Origin of the sequence: Nocardioides sp. Root1257 (genome assembly GCF_001425175.1) — a bacterium.
Classification (GTDB): Bacteria; Actinomycetota; Actinomycetes; order Propionibacteriales; family Nocardioidaceae; genus Nocardioides.
This window is the reverse complement of the sequence record NZ_LMDV01000014.1, coordinates 21,892-39,286: the sequence shown is the minus strand read 5'-3', so window position 1 is coordinate 39,286 and position 17,395 is coordinate 21,892. Positions and strand designations below refer to the sequence as shown.

Here is a 17,395-nt window from a genome sequence, read left to right as displayed (position 1 = left end):
CCCGACTCCCCTCCGGGCAAACAGGACCGCCTGCGTGGACCCGCCACCTCCCGTTCACCCCGACCCGCGACAATCCGCGACGTGACCGGCTCCCCCACGACGATGCTGCCTGCGCTGCTCGCCTCCGACCGGGCTCCGGCGCCGCGGACCCTCGCCGACATCCTGGCCGCGACGACGGCCGACCACCCGAACGCGGTGGCGCTGGACAGTGGCGTCGACCAGCTCACGTACGCCGAGCTCGAGGAGGCCGCCGGCGACCTCGGCGCCCGGCTCCGCGAGGCCGGCGTACGCCGTGGCGACCGCGTCGGGATCCGGGTCAAGTCGGGCACCACGGACCTGTACGTCGCCATCGTCGCCACCCTCCTCACGGGCGCGGCCTACGTGCCGGTCGACGCGGACGACCCCGACGAGCGGGCCCGGACCGTGTTCGACGAGGCCGCGGTCGCCGCGGTGGTCGGCAACGACCTGGCGATCGCGAGTCGCCGCCCGCCGACCGACCAGCCGGCAGACCCCGAGGGCGCCCTGCCGGAGCTGACCGACGACGCGTGGATCATCTTCACGTCCGGCTCGACGGGCACGCCGAAGGGCGTCGCGGTGACCCATCGCAACGCGGCCGCCTTCGTCGATGCCGAGTCGCGCTGGTACCTCCAGGACGCCCCCATCGGGCCGGGCGACCGGGTGATGGCCGGGCTGTCGGTGGCCTTCGACGCGAGCTGCGAGGAGATGTGGCTGGCCTGGGCGTACGGCGCCTGCCTGGTCCCCGCACCACGCTCGCTGGTGCGCTCCGGCGTGGACGTCGGGCCGTGGCTGGTGGCCAACGACATCACCGTGGTCTCGACCGTGCCGACCCTGGTCGCGCTGTGGCCGGCCGAGTCGCTCGCGACCGTGCGGCTGCTGATCATGGGCGGCGAGGCGTGCCCGGCCGAGCTGGCGGCCCGCCTCCAGGCGCCCGGCCGCGAGGTCTGGAACACCTACGGCCCCACCGAGGCCACCGTGGTCGCCTGCGGGACCATCCTCGACGGCACGGACCCGGTGCGCATCGGTCTCCCGCTCGACGGCTGGGACCTCGCGGTCGTCGACGCCGAGGGTCACCCCGTCGCCGAGGGCGAGACGGGCGAGCTCATCATCGGCGGGGTCGGGCTCGCGCGCTACCTCGACCCGGCCAAGGACGCCGAGAAGTACGCCCCGATGCCGACGCTCGGCTGGGACCGCGCCTACCGGTCCGGCGACGTCGTCCGCAACGACTCGGCGGGCCTGGTCTTCGGCGGCCGCGCCGACGACCAGATCAAGCTCGGCGGCCGGCGCATCGAGCTCGGCGAGATCGACGGCCAGCTGCTCCGGCTGCCGGGTGTCGTGTCCGCGGCGGCCGCCGTCCGTTCGACGAAGTCGGGCAACCAGCTCCTGGTCGGCTACCTGACGGTCGACGAGCGGTACGACGACGTGGGTGCCCTCGAGCTGCTCCGCGGGCGGATGCCGGCCGCGCTGGTGCCGCGCCTGGCCGTCGTCGACCACCTCCCGACCCGAACGTCCGGGAAGGTCGACCGAGACGCCCTACCCTGGCCGCTCCCCCGCTCCGGCCCCGGCCGCGAAGCCGGTCTCACCGACACCCAGACCTGGATCGCCGAGATCTGGGCCGACGTCCTCGGCGCCGAGGTCACCTCGGTGCGCGACGACTTCTTCGACTTCGGCGGTGGCTCGCTGACCGCCGCCCAGGTCGTCGGCCGGCTGCGGGAGCGGTTCCCCGAGGTGGCCGTCGGCGACCTCTACGCGCACTCCCGGGTCGGGCCCCTGTCCGCGGCGCTCGAGGAGCTCGGCGGCACCGCCTCGCGCACCGACCGCTCGGTCTTCCCCATCCCGCGCAAGACCCAGGCCGGCCAGCTCGCCGCCCTCGTCGGCCTGCGCGCCCTCGCGGCGGCCCGGTGGCTGAGCTGGCTCGCGCTCGGCTCGACGATCGCGTCCCACCAGCTCGACTACCTCCCGTCGTACCCCCTGTGGGTGCTGGTCCTGACCACCGGCGTCTTCCTGACCCCGCCCGGCCGGATGGCGCTCGCGGCCGGTCTCGCCCGGCTCGTCCTGCGGGGTGTCCGTCCGGGCGCCTACCCGCGCGGCGGCAAGGTCCACCTCCGGGTCTGGCTCGCCGGTCGCATCCAGGAGGAGCTCGCCGCAGCAGGGGTCGCGGGCGCCCCGTGGTTCACGGCGTACGCCCGCCTGCTCGGCGCGACCGTCGGCAAGGGCAGCGACCTGCACGCGCTGCCGCCGGCGACCGGCTTCCTGCACGTCGGCGCGGGCGCGGCGATCGAGCCGGAGGTCGACCTCACCGGCCACTGGATCGACGGCGACGTCTTCCACCTCGGCGAGGTCCACGTCGGCCGCGGCGCGCGGGTCGGGGCGCGCAGCACCCTCGCCCCGGGCGCGATCGTGCGCGCGAACGCCGAGGTCGCCCCCGGCTCGCTGGTCATCGGCGAGGTGCCGGCCGCCGAGTACTGGTCGGGCTCCCCCGCCGAGCGCCAGTCCGCTCACGCCCGCGGCCCCTGGCACGACCAGGCGCCGCCGCCCGGACGCTCCTGGCTGCTCGGGTACGCCGGCGTCGCGGCCCTGATCGGCGCCCTGCCGGGGCTGAGCATGCTGGCCGGGCTGCTCGTCGTCATCGGTCCGCTGCGAGGTGCCGACTCGGTCGGCGACGCCTTCGCGGCCGCGCTGCCGTGGGTGCCGCTGGCCGCCCTCGTCGGGTACGTCGTCCTCACGCTGCTCGTGCTCGGGCTGGTCCGGGCGCTCTCCCTCGGCATGAGCGCCGGCGTGCACCCGGTCCGCTCCGGCGCCGGGCTGTGCATCTGGGGCACCTTCCGGGTGCTCGACGACGCCCGGACGTGGCTGTTCCCGCTCTACTCCAGCACCCTGACCCCGGCCTGGCTGCGGCTGCTCGGGGCCAGGATCGGCGAGGGCGTCGAGGCCTCGACGGTGCTGCTGCTGCCGAAGTTCGCCAGCGTCAACGACCACGCCTTCCTCGCCGACGACACCCTCATCGGCTGCTACGAGCTCGGCGGCGGCTGGGTCCGGGTCGACGACGTGAAGATCGGCAAGCGTGCCTTCGTCGGCAACTCGGGCATGGCCGCCGCGGGTCGCAAGGTGCCGAAGGCGTCGCTCGTCGCCGTGCTGTCCGCGGCGCCGCGACGCGCCGTCGTGAAGGCCGGCTCCTCCTGGCTGGGCAGCCCGCCGACCAAGCTGCGGCGCGCCGTCGGCCAGGAGGACGACAGCCGGACCTACGACCCGCCCCGCCGCCTGCGGACCTACCGCGGCCTGGTCGAGGCCGCCCGCGTCGTACCGCTGGTGCTCGCCGTCCTGCTCGGTGCGAGCGTCGCCGCCGTGCTGCTCGCCCTCCTGGACGCGTCGCCGTGGGCGGCCGTCGTCCTCGGCGGCCCGGTGCTGCTCGCCGGCGGCATCGTCGCCGCGCTGGTGACCGCGGCGGCCAAGTGGTCGATCGTCGGTCGGCACCGGCCGTCCGAGCACCCGCTCTGGAGCGGATTCGTGTGGCGCAACGAGCTCGCCGACACGTTCACCGAGGTGCTGGCGGCACCGTGGTTCGCGTCGGTCACCCAGGGCACCGTCGCGCTCAACGTCTGGATGCGGCTGCTCGGCGCGAAGATCGGCACCGGGGTCTGGTGCGACACCTACTGGCTGCCCGAGACGGACCTCGTCGAGCTGCGCGACGGCAGCACGGTCAACCACGGCTGCGTCGTGCAGACCCACCTCTTCCACGACCGTGTGCTGGCGATGGATACGGTCGTGCTCAAGGCGGGTGCGACCCTGGGACCCAACAGCGTTATCCTTCCCGCCGCGACGATCGGCCGTCACGCGACGGTCGGACCGGCGTCGTTGGTCATGCGCGGGGAAGGTGTCCCCAGCCGCACACGGTGGATCGGGAACCCGGTCGGGCCGTGGGAAGGGGAAGAGATCGAATGACGGGGACCGACCCGTACGTGCCCGGGCACGGAGACGCGTCGTACGCCGTCACCCACTACGACCTCGACCTCGGCTACCGCCCCGAGGGCAACCGCCTCGATGGCGAGGCCACCCTGAGCTGCGTCGCCGTCGACGACGTCGTCCGGCTGCGCGTCGACCTGCACCACCTCCGCGTCGCCCGGGTGAGCGTCAACGGCCGGCCGCCGGCCCGCTACACGCACCGCGACGGTGCCGTCGGGATCTGGCTGGACTCCCCGATCGCGGCGGGCAGCGAGTTCGAGGTGAAGATCAAGTACTCCGGGCAGCCCGCCGTGATGAAGAGCAAGCTCCTCGGCGACGCGGGCTGGGAGGAGCTGACCGACGGCGTCATCGTCGCGGCCCAGCCGCACGGCGCGCCGACCTGGTTCCCCTGCAACGACCGACCCGACGACAAGGCGACGTACGCGTTCACCGTCGCGGCTCCCGCGGGCTACGAGGTCGCCATGAGCGGCGACCTGGTCGACTCCTCGCGGCGCAGCTCGGCGGTGGCCTGGCGCTACCGCCAGGACGCGCCGATGGCGACCTACCTCGCGACCTGCCAGATCGGGCGCTACTCGGTCCTCGAGCAGGACGGGCCGGTGCCGATGCGGGTCGTCGCCCCCGAGGACGTCGCCGGCGAGGGCTTCGACGCGGCCTTCGGCCCGCAGCCCGCCATGATGCGCTTCTTCGTCGACCGGTTCGGCCCCTACCCGTTCGACACCTACACGGCGGTGATCACCGACGACGACCTCGAGATCCCGCTGGAGTCGCAGTCGCTGTCCACCTTCGGCCGCAACTTCTGCATCGACTCCTGGGACACGATCCGGCTGGTCGCCCACGAGATGGCGCACCAGTGGTTCGGCAACGCCGTCACCCTGCGCCGGTGGCAGGACATCTGGCTGCACGAGGGCTTCGCGTGCTACGCCGAGTGGCTGTGGTCGGAGGAGTCCGGCGGCGACAGCGTCGAGGAGTGGGCGCGGACCCACCACAAGAAGCTCGACGGCAAGCACCAGGACCTGGTGCTGGCCGATCCGGGCCCGGAGCTGATGTTCGACGACCGCGTCTACAAGCGCGGCGCCCTCACGCTGCACGCGCTGCGGGCCGAGGTCGGCACCGACGCGTTCTTCGACCTGCTGCGCAGCTGGGTGACGACGCACACCGGCGGGTCCGTCACGACCGAGGACTTCATCGCCCACTGCGAGGCCGAGACCGGCAGCGACCTCACGGACCTGTTCGACGCGTGGCTCTTCCAGACGGAGCTCCCGCCGCTCCCGGCGGTGTGACCGGGAGCGGCTGAGGCTGCGTCAGCTCAGCTCGAGGCCCGGGTAGAGGGGGTGCTTGTCGAGCATCTCGGCGGAGGCGTCCTTGACCTTGTCGGCCACGCCGTCGCCCAGCGTGTACGACGCCTTCGACGGGCCACCCGCCTTGGTGGTGCCGGGCTGGGTGTTCTGCAGGACGTGGACGATCAGCTCCGCGACGTTGTCGAACTCGTCGTGGCCGAAGCCCCGGGTGGTGAGCGCCGGCGTACCGAGACGGACGCCCGAGGTGTACCAGGCACCGTTCGGGTCGGCCGGCACCGAGTTGCGGTTGGTGACGACGCCGGCGTCGAGCAGCGCGGACTCCGCCTGCCGACCGGTGAGGCCGAACGACGAGACGTCGAGCAGCACGATGTGGTTGTCGGTGCCGCCGGTCACCAGCGTGGCGCCGCGGCTCAGGAAGCCGTCGGCGAGCGACTTGGCGTTGTCGGCGACCTGCTGGGCGTAGGTCTGGAACGCGGGCTGGCGCGCCTCCGCGAGCGCGACTGCCTTGGCCGCCATCACGTGCGAGAGCGGCCCGCCGAGCACCATCGGGCAGCCGCGGTCGACGCTCGGGGCGTACTCCTCCGTGGCGAGCACCATGCCGCCGCGCGGGCCGCGCAGCGACTTGTGGGTGGTGGTCGTGACGATGTGGGCGTGCGGCACCGGGTCCTCGTCGCCGGTGAAGACCTTGCCCGCGACCAGGCCGGCGAAGTGCGCCATGTCCACCATGAGCGTGGCGCCGACCTCGTCGGCGATCTCGCGCATCTTGGCGAAGTTCACCCGGCGCGGATACGCCGAGTAGCCGGCCACCAGCACCAGCGGCTTGAACTCCTTCGCCTTGGCGCGCACGACGTCGTAGTCGAGCAGACCGGTCTCGGGGTCGGTGCCGTACTGCTGCTGGTGGAACATCTTGCCGCTGATGTTCGGGCGGAAGCCGTGGGTGAGGTGGCCGCCGGCATCCAGCGCCATGCCGAGCAGGCGCTGGTTGCCGAGCTCGTGGCGCAGCGTCTCCCAGTCCTCGGCGGTGAGGTCGTTGACGTTCTTGGCGCCGTACTTCTCCAGCCAGGGGCCCTCGACGCGGTGGGCGAGGATCGACCAGAAGGCGACCAGGTTGGCGTCGATGCCGGAGTGCGGCTGGGCGTAGGCGTACTCGGCGCCGAACAGCTCGCGGGCGTGCTCCGCGGCGAGCGCCTCGACGGTGTCGACGTTCTGGCAGCCGGCGTAGAAGCGGTGGCCGACCGTGCCCTCGGCGTACTTGTCGCTGAACCAGGTGCCCATGGTGAGCAGCACGGCCGGCGAGGCGTAGTTCTCGCTCGCGATCAGCTTGAGCGAACCTCGCTGGTCGGTGAGCTCCTGACGGGTGGCCTCGGCGATCCGCGGCTCGACCGAGGCGATCACCTCGAGGGCCTGCTGGTAGGCGCTGCTGGTCAGGGCGGAGATCTGCGCGTCGCTCATGGCGAAAACTCTAGTGGTCGTCCCGTGGTCGATGCCTCCGGTCGCGGCCCCCGATGTGACGTGCGCCGCACGACGCCCGGGTCCACGCCTCACGGCCTCGATCCTGTGTCTCACATCATGGATCCTCGTCTCATTCCATGAGATTGGCGTTTGTCGGATGGGCGTCCGACCCGTGAGACTCCTTGACATGATCACTGCTGTCACGACGTACCTCGTGGTTCGACGCCACGTGGACTTCGGTCGTACGCGCAGCATGATGTGTTGGCATTCCTGACCAGCAGCAGCCCAGCTTCTGGCCGCTGACCTCCCGGCAACGACGCCGGTCGAGGTCGCTGGCCCCGCCTCGTCAAGGAATCGACAGACATGTCTGACCTCCGCTTCACCGCCAAGCGCGCCGAGCGCACCGAGATCCCGCGCCCCAAGCGCGGTGAGGGCCAGTGGGCGCTCGGCTACACCGAGCCGCTGAACAAGAACGAGCAGTCCAAGAAGGACGACAGCCCGCTCAACGTCCGCGACCGGATCCTCTACACCTACTCCAAGCGCGGCTTCGCCTCGATCGACCCCGCCGACCTGCGCGGCCGGTTCCGCTGGATGGGTCTCTACACGCAGCGCGCCCCGGGCTTCGACGGCGGCAAGACCGCGATGCTCGAGGAGGAGGAGCTCGACGACGAGTTCTTCATGATGCGGGTCCGCTCCGACGGAGCGCTGCTCTCGCACGACGCGGTCCGGGCCCTCGGCACCATCGGCGTCGACTTCGCCCGCGACACCGCGGACGTCACCGACCGCGAGAACATCCAGTACCACTGGATCCGGATCGAGGACGTGCCGGCGATCTGGGAGCGGCTCGAGGCCGCTGGCCTGGACACCATGGAGGCCTGCGGCGACTCGCCCCGACCGTTCCTCGGCTCCCCCGTCGCCGGCGTGGCCAAGGACGAGATCATCGACGGCACCGCGGCACTCGAGGAGATCAAGCGCCGCTTCATCGGCAACCCGGACTTCGCGAACTTCCCGCGCAAGTTCAAGACCGCGCTCACCGGGCACCCGAGCCACGACGTGGCTCCGGAGGTCAACGACATCGCGTTCGTCGGCAACGTCCACCCCGAGCACGGCCCCGGCTTCGACCTCTGGGTCGGCGGCGGCCTGTCGACCAACCCGATGCTCGCCCAGAAGATGGGCGTCTGGATCCCGCTCGACGAGGTCGCCGACGCCTGGGAGGGCGTCGCGTCGATCTTCCGTGACTACGGCTACCGCCGGCTCCGCTCGCGCGCCCGGCTGAAGTTCCTGGTCGCGGACTGGGGCATCGAGAAGTTCCGCGAGGTCCTGGAGAACGAGTACCTCGGACGTCAGCTGGTGACCCTGGCGTCGCCGCCGTCCCCGACCGGGCACCGCGACCACATCGGCGTGCATGAGCAGAAGGACGGCAAGCTCTACGTCGGCATCGCGCCGACCGCCGGCCGGATCTCCGGCACCCTGCTCGTGCAGCTCGCAGACCTGATCGAGGAGTACGGCGTCGCCGGCGCCCGCCTCACGCCGTACCAGAAGATCGTGCTGGTCGGCGTCGAGCCGGCGGTCGTCGAGGCCCTGGTCGAGCGCCTCGACGCGATCGGCCTGTCCGCACGGCCCTCGAACTGGCGCCGCAACACGATGGCCTGCACCGGCATCGAGTTCTGCAAGCTCGCGATCGTCGACACCAAGGAGCGTGCCCGCGCGCTCGTCACCGAGCTCGAGAAGCGCTTCCCGGAGCTCGACAGCACGATCACCGTCAACGTCAACGGCTGCCCCAACGCCTGCGCCCGCACCCAGCTCGCCGACATCGGCCTCAAGGGCCAGCTCGTCATGCACGAGGGCGAGCAGGTCGAGGGCTTCCAGGTGCACCTCGGTGGCGCCACCGGGCTGCAGGCCAACTTCGGCCGCAAGCTGCGTGCGCACAAGGTCACCAGCGCCGGCCTCGACGACTACGTGAGCAGCCTGGTCGTCAACTACCTGGCCGACCGCGTGGACGGCGAGTCGTTCACGACCTGGGTCGCGCGCGCCGACGAGGAGCTGCTGCGCGGCGACAAGACACTGGAGGGAGTGGCGTCATGACGGAGCGCGCCGTCCCCTTCCACTGCCCCTTCTGCGGGGAGGAGGACCTGCGTCCGCACGAGGTCGTCTCAGAGTCTGGCGAGGTCAGCTCTCCGCACGGGACCTGGGAATGCCGCGGGTGCCTGCGCGCCTTCAGCCTGAAGATGCTCGGCTTGATCCGACCCTCAGGAGCTCAGTCATGAGTCTGACCACCACCACCGCCCGCAACAACCGCGGTATCGAGACCGCCGGTCGCTCCCCCGAGGAGCTGCGCGAGCTCGTGTCCCACTGGGGCGCCGAGCTCGAGCTGGCCCCGGCCGAGGTGATCGTCGAGTGGGCCGCCGCGACGTTCGGCGAGCGCTTCTGCGTGACGTCCTCGATGGGTGACGCCGTGCTGGCCGACGTCGTCTCCAAGGTGGTGCCCGGGATCGACGTGCTCTTCCTCGACACCGGCTACCACTTCGTCGAGACGATCGGCACCCGCGACGCCGTCGAGGCGACGATGCCGGTCAACCTGATCTCCATCACGCCCGTGCAGAGCGTCGCCGAGCAGGACGCGGCGTACGGCAAGGACCTCTACAAGACCGACCCCGACCTGTGCTGCAAGCTGCGCAAGGTCGAGCCCCTCGCGGACCGGCTCGCGAACTACGACGCGTGGGCGACCGGCCTGCGTCGCGCGGAGACCAAGAACCGCGTCATCGCGCCGGTCATCGGCTGGGACGCGAAGAAGGGCAAGGTCAAGATCTCTCCGCTCGCTCGGTGGTCCGACGAGCAGGTCGAGAAGTACATGGCGGACAACGGCGTCCTCGTCAACCCACTGGTCTACGACGGCTACCCGTCGATCGGCTGCTGGCCCTGCACCCGGCGCGTGGCGCCCGGTGACGACCCGCGCAGCGGGCGCTGGGCGGGCACCAACAAGACCGAGTGCGGGATCCACTCATGACGAAGCTCATCTCGAACACTGAACGGAGGTAGGCCTGATGGCTGCACCTGCACTGGTGGCCCTGGCTCACGGAAGCCGTGACCCGCGGTCCGCCGCCACGATCAAGGCCCTCGTCGCCGAGGTCAAGACGATGCGCCCCGACCTCAAGGTCGAGGCCGCGTTCCTCGAGCTGTCCAAGCCCTCCTTCCAGACGGTCGTCGACCGCCTGGTCAAGGCGGGCCACGAGGAGATCGTCGTCGTCCCCCTCCTGCTCACCGAGGCCTACCACGCCAAGGTCGACGTCCCGAGCGCCGTCGCCGAGGCGACGACCCGGCACCCGGGCGTGCAGATCCGCGCGACGTCCATCCTCGGTCTCGAGGCGCACTTCCTCGAGGTGCTCGACCTCCGGATGCGCGAGGCGCTCAAGAGCTCCCGCGTGCGTGAGCTCGACGCGCTGGTGCTCGCCGCCGCCGGGTCGAGCGACCCGCTGGCCAACCAGGCCGTCGCGCGCCTCGCACGCGTCTGGGGCGCCCGCCACAAGCTGCCCGTGACCGCGGCGTTCGCCTCGGCGTCCCCGCCGGCCACCGGCGAGGCGGTCCGCGCGTTCCGGGCCGAGGGTCGGCGTCACATCGCGGTCGCCTCGCTGTTCCTGGCACCCGGGTTCCTCCCGGACCGGGCCGCCGAGCTCGCCGTCGAGGCGGGTGCCATCGCGGTCTCCGAGCCGCTGGGCGCACACCCGGAGCTGGCGCGCACGATCCTGGCCCGCTACGCCGTCGGCGCGGTGGAGCTCGTCCCCGTCTGATCGGCACCTGGGGACAGCCAGCCTGTACCTCAGGTGGAGGCGGGTGATGCCTCCGACTTCCTAGCGTCGGGGGCATGACGATCCTGCTCTCGGACGAGCGCGTCCGCGCGGTCCCCGTGCTCGAGTCGGGCGAGCCGCTGGTGCGGCTGCCCCGCAGCCTCTCCCCCGCCGGTGCGCTGGTGCGCGCCGGCCTCGCGGACCGGCTGATGGCCGCCGACATCCAGCTGCCGCCCGGCATCCGGCTGCGGGTGGTCGAGGGCTACCGCCCGGTCGAGGAGCAGCGCGCGATCATCGCGTCGTACGCCGCCCAGGTGCGCGCCCACCACCCCGGGGTGGACGACGTCGAGCTCGCGCGCCTGACGAGCCGGTTCGTCTCGCCGGTCGACGTCGCGCCGCACGTGGCTGCGGCCGCCGTCGACCTGACGCTCGTCGACGTCTGCGGCGAGGAGCTCGACCTCGGCACTCCGATCGACGCGACCCCGGAACAGAGCGACGGCCGCTGCTACTTCTCCGCGGCCGGGATCGGGGCGGACGCCCACGCCCACCGCGACCTGCTGGCGACCGTGCTGACGCGTCAGGGGCTGGTGAACTACCCCACCGAGTGGTGGCACTGGAGCTTCGGCGACCGCTACTGGGCGCTGGTGACCGGGGCGCGGCACGCGCTCTACGGTCCGGTCGCGGCGGCGGTGGCGGCATGACCAGCCTCGCCGTCCGCGACCGCACGACGACGGCCGCCGGCCCGCGGCTGGACATCGACCTGGACGCCGTCGCCCGCAACACCCGCCTGCTCACCGACCGGGCCGCCGGCGAGGTGATGGCCGTGGTCAAGGCGGACGGCTTCGGGCACGGGGCGATCGACGTCGCACGCACCGCGCTTGCCCACGGCGCCACGCGGCTCGGCGTCACGTCGCTGGACGAGGCGTGGCCGCTGCGCGACGCGGGGCTCGGCGTACCTCTGCTGAGCTGGCTCAACCCGGTGGACGCCGACTACGCGCTGGCCGCCGAGCGGGACGTCGACGTCGCCGTCCCGAGCGCCCAGCACCTGAGCGCGGTCGCGGCCGCTCCCGGCCGCAGCCGCGTGCACCTGCACCTCGACACCGGGATGGCCCGCGACGGTGCCGATCCCGCCACCTGGGGGTCCCTGTGCCGCGCCGCCCGTCGCGCCGAGCAGCGCGGCGAGCTCGAGGTCGTGGGCGTCATGGGCCACCTCGGCTGCGCCGACGACCCGGACGACGAGTGCAACGCGCTGGGGCGGACCCGCTTCGCCTGGGCGCTCGAGACCGCCCGCGCGGCCGGCCTGCGGCCCCGCGACCGGCACCTTGCCGCCACCGCGGCGACCCTGACCGACCCGCGCAGCCACCACACCATGAGCCGCGTCGGCGCCGGCCTGGTCGGTATCGACCCGTCCGGCACGACCCGGCTGCACCCCGCGATGACGCTGACGGCGCCCGTCGCGCAGGTGCGCCGGGTCCGTGGCGGGACCCCGGTCGGCTACGGCCACAGCCACCGCACCGCCGCCGCGACCCACCTCGGCCTGGTGCCGCTGGGGTACGCCGACGGGCTGCCCCGGCTCGCCTCCGGCCGCGCCGAGGTCCTGGTCCGCGGCGTCCGGCGCCGCGTCGTCGGCCGGATCTCCATGGACCAGCTGGTCGTCGACCTGGGCGAGCGCGGCGTGGATCCCGGCGAGACGGTCACCGTCTTCGGGCCGGGCACCCACGGCGAGCCGACCGTCGCCGAGTGGGCGACCTGGGCCGGCACCATCGAGCACGAGGTCGTCACCGGCATCGGCGCCCGCGTCGAGCGCCGCACCCTCGCCGTCCCGCACCTGCGGAGCCTGTCGTGAGCACCGCGTCGGCCCGGACCAGGGTCGCCGTCATCGGCGGCGGGCAGAGCTGCGAGCACGACGTCTCCCTCGCGTCGGCCGCCTCGGTCGCCGCGGCGCTCGACCCCGCGTCGTACGACGTCGTGCCGCTGACCATCGGCCGCGACGGCACCTGGCGCGACCGCGGACTCCGTCCGATCGGGCTGTGCGGCGCGGCGCAGGTGCTGCGCGGCTGCGACGTCGTCCTCCCCGTGGTCCACGGGCCGCACGGCGAGGACGGCACGCTCGCCGCGCTCTGCGAGCTCGCCGGGCTGCCGTACGTCGGCTCCGGGGTCCGGCCGGGCGCCCTCGCGATGGACAAGTGGGCGACCAAGCTGGTCGCCGACGCGGTGGGCATCGCCACGACGCCCGGCCACCTCGTCACCGCCGCGACCGCCGAGCACGAGCGCTGGACGCACCCCGTCGTCGTCAAGCCCGTCGCCGCCGGCTCCAGCCTGGGCGTCAGCCTGGTCGCCCGCGCCGAGGACCTGCGACCGGCGCTCGACGCCGCCCTCGCCCTCGACACCCGCGTGCTGGTCGAGGACGTCGTCATCGCGCGCGAGATCGACGTCGCCGTGCTCCGCCGGGCCGACGGGACGCTCCTGGTCCCGCCCGCGCTGGAGATCGTCGCCGACGGGCTCTTCGACCACGAGCTGAAGTACGGCGGGCACGCCGACTTCCGGGTCCCCGCCCTGCTCTCCGAGGTGGAGGCCAAGGCGCTCGAGGACGCGGCCGTGGCCACGTACGAGGCCCTCGGCTGCGCGGGCGTGGCCCGGGTCGACTTCTTCCTGACCGACGACGGCCCGGTCCTCAACGAGGTCAACACCGTGCCCGGCATGACCGAGCACTCCCAGGTGCCGCGGATGTTCGCCGCCGCCGGCATCTCGTACGCCGAGCTGCTCGACGAGCTCGTCCGCGGCGCCCACCGGTGACCGGGCGGATCGACGGCCTCGACCTGCTCCGTGGGATCGCTGTCGGGCTGGTGATGCTGCGGCACGCCGTCCCGGACGTTTTCCCGGGTGCCGGGGTCGTCGGTGTGGTGATGTTCTTCGCGCTGTCGGGCTACCTGATCACCGGCGTGCTGGAGAGGCGGCCCCGGCTCGGCGACTTCTACGCCCGGCGGGCCTGGCGACTGGTCCCGGCGATGCTGGTGCTGGTCGCGGGCGTGGTGCTGGTGACGCTGGTGCTCGACCCGCTCGGTGACCGCGACCGGCTGCTGAAGACGGTGGTCGTGGCGCTCACCTGGACCGCGGACCTGCCGTTCGGGCACGCGAGCGATGCGACGTACCACCTCTGGACGCTGGCGCTCGAGGAGCAGTTCTACCTGCTCTGGCCGGCGACGCTGCTGGTCCTCGGACCACGCCGGGGGCTCGTGCTGGCCGCGATCGCGACGACGGCGGCGTGTGCCCTGACCACCTGGTGGCTCGCCGAGGACCCCGACCTGGCCTACTCGCTGCCGACCAGCTGGGCGCTGTGCTTCGTCGTCGGCGCCGCGGCCCGGGTGCACCGCGACCGGCTCCGGCCACCGGGTTGGCTGGCACCCGTGGCGCTGACGGCGCTGGCCGTGCTGAGCATGGTTCCATTGCGGGGTCACACCCTCACCTACCTGGCAGGAGGACCGGCCATCGCTGTGCTCACCGCGGCCCTGGTCCTGTCCTGGCGCACCTGGACCACCGTCTCCCAGCCGGCGCTGCGCGCGCTGGTGTGGCTCGGCACGGTCTCCTACGCGGCGTACCTCTGGAACTACCCGCTCACGCTCTGGCTGCGCCCGCACGCCGGGCTCGCCGTCGTGCTGACCCTGGTCGCGGCCGCGCTGTCGTGGCGCTACGTCGAGGCGCCGCTCCAGCGGCGCCGGGTGGCGGTGCCGGCATGAGCGTGAGCTGGTGGCAGAAGTGGGGCCCGGACGTCGCGCTCGGCGCGGTGGTCGCGTTCTTCGGCCTGGCCGAGGTGCTGGGCAGCTCTCGCTACATCTTCGACGACGAGCGCACCGCGCTCGCCTTCATCGCGGTCGGCATGGGTGTCGCGGCCGCCTGCGCACGGCACGCGCCGGCCGCCGCCCTGGCCGTGGTGTGGCTGGTCTGCGGGCTGCAGGTGCTCACCGGAACGACGGTGATGCTCACCCAGATCAGCGTCGTGATCGTCGGCTTCGGGACCGCCCGGTGGGGCCGCCCCGCCACGGTGGTCGCGAGCGGGCTGTCGATCCCGCTGGCCGCCGTCGCCGCCGTCTGGTTCCTCGACCAGGGCTACACCATGCGGGCCCTCGAGCTCGGTGAGGTCTCGCGGATCATCGAGGACGCCTACCAGTACGGCGACAGCTGGCAGATCGGCGCCGGGCTCGTCGGTCTGGCGATCCTCGCGATGCCCTGGCTCGCCGGGCTGGCCTTCCGCTACGCCGACCGCGCCCGACAGTCCCGGGTCTCGCAGGTCGAGGCCGAGGCCGAGCGCGACCAGGCCGAGGAGATCGCCCGGCTGCGCGAGGACCAGGCGCGCCTGGCCCGCGACGTGCACGACGTGGTCGGCCACTCCCTCGCCGTGATCCTGGCGCAGGCGGAGTCCGCGCAGTACCTCGACGAGGTCGACACCCAGGGGCTGAAGCGGACCATGAACAACATCGCGACGTCGGCCCGCACCTCGCTCGACGACGTGCGTCAGGTGCTCGCGTCGACGAGCGGCACCGCGGCGCCGCGCGCCGGCAAGGTCGACCTCGACGGGCTGGTCGAGGGCGTGCGCGCCAGCGGGCACGAGGTCGTCTCGACCGAGGTGGGTGTGCCGCAGCCGATGCCGCCCGAGCTCGAGGTGGTGGCCTTCCGGGTGCTCCAGGAGATGCTCACCAACGCGATCAAGCACGGCCCGCGCGACCGCCCGGTGCGGGTGGAGCGGCACTGGGAAGGTGACCTGCGGATCGAGGTCCAGAACGCCCTCGACTCCGTGAGCGACGAGACCCAGCCGCTCGCAGTCGTCGTCGACCCGCCGACGCCGGGAGGTCAGGGCATCGACGGGATGCGGCGCCGGCTCGACTCGGTGGGCGGGCGCCTCGACGTACGCCGCCGGCTCGACCCGCCGACCTTCACGGCGACCGCGTGGGTGCCGGTGCGCGCCCGATGACGACGCCGGAGAAGATCCAGGTCCTGCTGGTCGACGACCAGGAGCTGTTCCGCGAGGGCGTGCGGGTGATCGTGGACGCCCAGGAGGGCATGGAGGTCGTCGGCGCCGCGGCCGACGGGCTCGAGGCCGTGAGCCTGGTCGACGAGCTCTCCCCCGACGTCGTGCTGATGGACATCCGGATGCCCGAGATGGACGGCGTCGAGGCGACCCGCCAGATCTTCCTGCCCGAGCGCACCTCGCGGCGTGCGAAGCCGGTGCGGGTGGTCGTCCTGACCACCTTCAACCTCGACGACCGGGCCGCGACCGCGATCCGCTACGGCGCCAGCGGCTTCCTGCTCAAGGGCACCACCCCGGTGATGCTGGCGGACGCGATCCGCACCGTGCACTCCGGCAACGCGGTGCTCGCGCCGGCCGACCTCTCGACCCTGCTCGAGGGACAGTTCCAGGGCCAGGCGCCCACCCCGCCGGCGTACCTCGGGCTGACCGACAAGGAGCGCGAGGTGTTCGGCGCTGTCGCGAAGGGGCGGTCCAACACCGAGATCGCCGGCCAGATCTTCGCCAGCGAGTCCACCGTGAAGACCCACGTCGGCGCGATCCTGCGCAAGCTCGGGCTCCGCGACCGGGTGCAGATCGTGGTCTTCGCGCACGAGCACGGCCTGGTCTAGGAGACGAGCTTCTCCAGCAGGTGCTCGAGCTGGCGGGCCGGGTCGGTGGTGGTGCCGCCGTGCACCGGCCCGGGCTGGAGGACGGTGCTGCGTGGTGCCTTGAGGAAGCCGAAGCGCTGGCTGATCGGCGCCGACCCCGCCTCTCCGCCGCGCTCGTCGCCGGCGCAGACGCCCTCGACGAAGGCCAGTGCGTCGCAGACCTGGTCCAGGTCGAGGGCGGGGTCGAACGCGGCCAGCCGGTCGCGGTCGACGTGCCAGGCGACGTCGAGGAAGTCCGTGGCATGGCAGTAGACGACGACGCCGACGTTGACGAACTCCTCGCGGTCCACGCGCGGGACGCAGCGGAGCACGACGTACTGGTAGGCCAGGCGGCTCGAGGCGGTCATCGCGCGGCCTCCAGCGGCAGCCACTGGCGGGTGCCGAGCCGCGCCAGCAGGAACGACACGTACGCCGCGCGGACGGCCTCCGGCGTCTCCGCGCCGGGCACCGGCTCCAGCCACTCGTCGGGCACCTCGGCCAGCACGTCGGCGAAGACCGACTCGTCGAGCAGCGCCGTGATCTCGGCGTCGGCAGCACCCAGCCCCGACGCGGCCGAGCGGAGCACGTGGTCGTCGACGCTCCACGGCTGCGCGGCGAACCGCCCCGGGGCGCCCTCCTTCAGCAGCGCCCCGCCACCCCAGCCGTGGTGGAAGTAGAGCGACGCTCCGTGGTCGATGACCCAGAGCTCGCGGTGCCAGACCAGCAGGTTGGGGTTGCGCCACGACCGGTCCACGTTGGCGGTGAAGGCGTCCAGCCAGAGCACCCGTGCTGCGACCTCCGCACCTGCCGGCAGCTCGCCGTCGTACCCGAAGGAGCCCGGCAGGAAGTCGATGCCGAGGTTGAGACCGGCGCTCGCGTTGAGCAGGTCCTGGACCTCCTCGTCGGCCTCGTAGCGCGCGATCGCGGGGTCCAGGTCGAGCGCGACCAGCCGCGGGGTGCGCAGCCCGATCCGGCGCGCGAGCTCACCGACGACCACCTCCGCGACGAGCACGCGCAGGCCCTGCCCGGCGCCGCGGAACTTGCAGACGTAGGTGCCCAGGTCGTCGCCCTCGACGATGCCCGGCAGGCTGCCGCCCTCGCGGAGCGGCGTCACGTAGCGGGTGACGGCAACAGTCGGGATCACGTGCAAACCCTAGGGGACGGATAACGGACGACATTGTGCGGTTTACCGCTACCCCGGTGGGGTAGTCGGTGCATGGGCATCCG

General features: G+C 72.8%; 14 protein-coding genes. 11 read left to right on the top strand and 3 right to left on the bottom strand.

The genetic code is table 11. The features are described 5' to 3' along the window. Positions 1-81 precede the first annotated feature (81 nt). Positions 82-3,960, top strand: a complete 3,879-nt coding sequence (locus ASC77_RS24215; RefSeq protein WP_235547941.1) for a Pls/PosA family non-ribosomal peptide synthetase — start codon at positions 82-84, stop codon at positions 3,958-3,960. Further along, positions 3,957-5,261 carry a M1 family metallopeptidase gene (locus ASC77_RS24210; RefSeq protein ID WP_056159302.1) on the top strand — a complete coding sequence of 435 codons (1,305 nt, stop codon included), beginning with the start codon at positions 3,957-3,959 and terminating at the stop codon, positions 5,259-5,261. The genes ASC77_RS24215 and ASC77_RS24210 overlap by 4 nt, the downstream gene beginning before the upstream one ends. A gap of 21 nt (positions 5,262-5,282) precedes the next feature. Here the strand turns inward: ASC77_RS24210 and ASC77_RS24205 are convergent, their stop codons facing one another. Further along, positions 5,283-6,731, bottom strand: coding sequence for a glycine hydroxymethyltransferase (locus tag ASC77_RS24205; RefSeq protein ID WP_056159299.1), 1,449 nt, complete (start codon positions 6,729-6,731; stop codon positions 5,283-5,285). Between the two features lie 363 nt (positions 6,732-7,094). Between ASC77_RS24205 and ASC77_RS24200 the strand changes: the two genes are divergently transcribed. The 9 genes from ASC77_RS24200 (at position 7,095) to ASC77_RS24160 (ending at position 16,150) form a co-directional block, all read left to right on the top strand. Then, on the top strand, positions 7,095-8,816 hold the full coding sequence (locus ASC77_RS24200) for a nitrite/sulfite reductase (RefSeq protein WP_056159296.1): 1,722 nt from the start codon (positions 7,095-7,097) through the stop codon (positions 8,814-8,816). A 178-nt stretch (positions 8,817-8,994) separates the two neighbouring features. Next, on the top strand, positions 8,995-9,738 hold the full coding sequence (locus ASC77_RS24195) for a phosphoadenylyl-sulfate reductase (RefSeq protein WP_082575297.1): 744 nt from the start codon (positions 8,995-8,997) through the stop codon (positions 9,736-9,738). Between the two features lie 37 nt (positions 9,739-9,775). Continuing rightward, a complete protein-coding gene (locus ASC77_RS24190; protein ID WP_056159293.1) occupies positions 9,776-10,519 on the top strand; it encodes a sirohydrochlorin chelatase in 744 nt (247 codons plus the stop codon). Between the two features lie 74 nt (positions 10,520-10,593). After that, positions 10,594-11,217: a M15 family metallopeptidase gene (locus tag ASC77_RS24185; RefSeq protein WP_056159289.1), complete on the top strand. Its 624-nt coding sequence runs from the start codon at positions 10,594-10,596 to the stop codon at positions 11,215-11,217. Continuing rightward, a complete protein-coding gene (gene alr / locus ASC77_RS24180; protein ID WP_056159286.1) occupies positions 11,214-12,362 on the top strand; it encodes an alanine racemase in 1,149 nt (382 codons plus the stop codon). The genes ASC77_RS24185 and alr overlap by 4 nt, the downstream gene beginning before the upstream one ends. Next, the gene (locus ASC77_RS24175; protein ID WP_056159283.1) at positions 12,359-13,312 is read left to right on the top strand and encodes a D-alanine--D-alanine ligase; all 954 of its coding nucleotides are present in this window, start codon (positions 12,359-12,361) and stop codon (positions 13,310-13,312) included. Before alr ends, ASC77_RS24175 begins: the two co-directional genes overlap by 4 nt. Next, positions 13,309-14,253: an acyltransferase family protein gene (locus ASC77_RS24170; protein WP_156391269.1), complete on the top strand. Its 945-nt coding sequence runs from the start codon at positions 13,309-13,311 to the stop codon at positions 14,251-14,253. Before ASC77_RS24175 ends, ASC77_RS24170 begins: the two co-directional genes overlap by 4 nt. Next, complete coding sequence (locus ASC77_RS24165; protein ID WP_056793524.1) at positions 14,250-15,485, top strand: sensor histidine kinase; 1,236 nt, start codon at positions 14,250-14,252, stop codon at positions 15,483-15,485. The genes ASC77_RS24170 and ASC77_RS24165 overlap by 4 nt, the downstream gene beginning before the upstream one ends. Continuing rightward, entirely contained in the window at positions 15,482-16,150 is a 669-nt protein-coding gene (locus tag ASC77_RS24160) for a response regulator (RefSeq protein WP_056159713.1), read from the top strand. Before ASC77_RS24165 ends, ASC77_RS24160 begins: the two co-directional genes overlap by 4 nt. Here ASC77_RS24160 and ASC77_RS24155 read toward each other — a convergent pair. Then, a complete protein-coding gene (locus tag ASC77_RS24155; protein WP_056159278.1) occupies positions 16,147-16,536 on the bottom strand; it encodes a DUF3037 domain-containing protein in 390 nt (129 codons plus the stop codon). The two genes, ASC77_RS24160 and ASC77_RS24155, sit on opposite strands and share 4 nt — an antisense overlap. Next, positions 16,533-17,312: a HipA family kinase gene (locus tag ASC77_RS24150; RefSeq protein ID WP_056159275.1), complete on the bottom strand. Its 780-nt coding sequence runs from the start codon at positions 17,310-17,312 to the stop codon at positions 16,533-16,535. Before ASC77_RS24150 ends, ASC77_RS24155 begins: the two co-directional genes overlap by 4 nt. Positions 17,313-17,395: the final 83 nt, after the last annotated feature.

What these genes read in the sequence shown, in the direction of transcription:
- ASC77_RS24210 (WP_056159302.1), top strand. Translation starts at nt 3,957, where the DNA reads ATGACGGGGACCGACCCGTACGTGCCCGGGCACGGAGACGCGTCGTAC.
- ASC77_RS24205 (WP_056159299.1), bottom strand. Translation starts at nt 6,731, where the DNA reads ATGAGCGACGCGCAGATCTCCGCCCTGACCAGCAGCGCCTACCAGCAG.
- ASC77_RS24200 (WP_056159296.1), top strand. Translation starts at nt 7,095, where the DNA reads ATGTCTGACCTCCGCTTCACCGCCAAGCGCGCCGAGCGCACCGAGATC.
- ASC77_RS24195 (WP_082575297.1), top strand. Translation starts at nt 8,995, where the DNA reads ATGAGTCTGACCACCACCACCGCCCGCAACAACCGCGGTATCGAGACC.
- ASC77_RS24190 (WP_056159293.1), top strand. Translation starts at nt 9,776, where the DNA reads ATGGCTGCACCTGCACTGGTGGCCCTGGCTCACGGAAGCCGTGACCCG.
- ASC77_RS24185 (WP_056159289.1), top strand. Translation starts at nt 10,594, where the DNA reads ATGACGATCCTGCTCTCGGACGAGCGCGTCCGCGCGGTCCCCGTGCTC.
- alr (WP_056159286.1), top strand. Translation starts at nt 11,214, where the DNA reads ATGACCAGCCTCGCCGTCCGCGACCGCACGACGACGGCCGCCGGCCCG.
- ASC77_RS24165 (WP_056793524.1), top strand. Translation starts at nt 14,250, where the DNA reads ATGAGCGTGAGCTGGTGGCAGAAGTGGGGCCCGGACGTCGCGCTCGGC.
- ASC77_RS24160 (WP_056159713.1), top strand. Translation starts at nt 15,482, where the DNA reads ATGACGACGCCGGAGAAGATCCAGGTCCTGCTGGTCGACGACCAGGAG.
- ASC77_RS24155 (WP_056159278.1), bottom strand. Translation starts at nt 16,536, where the DNA reads ATGACCGCCTCGAGCCGCCTGGCCTACCAGTACGTCGTGCTCCGCTGC.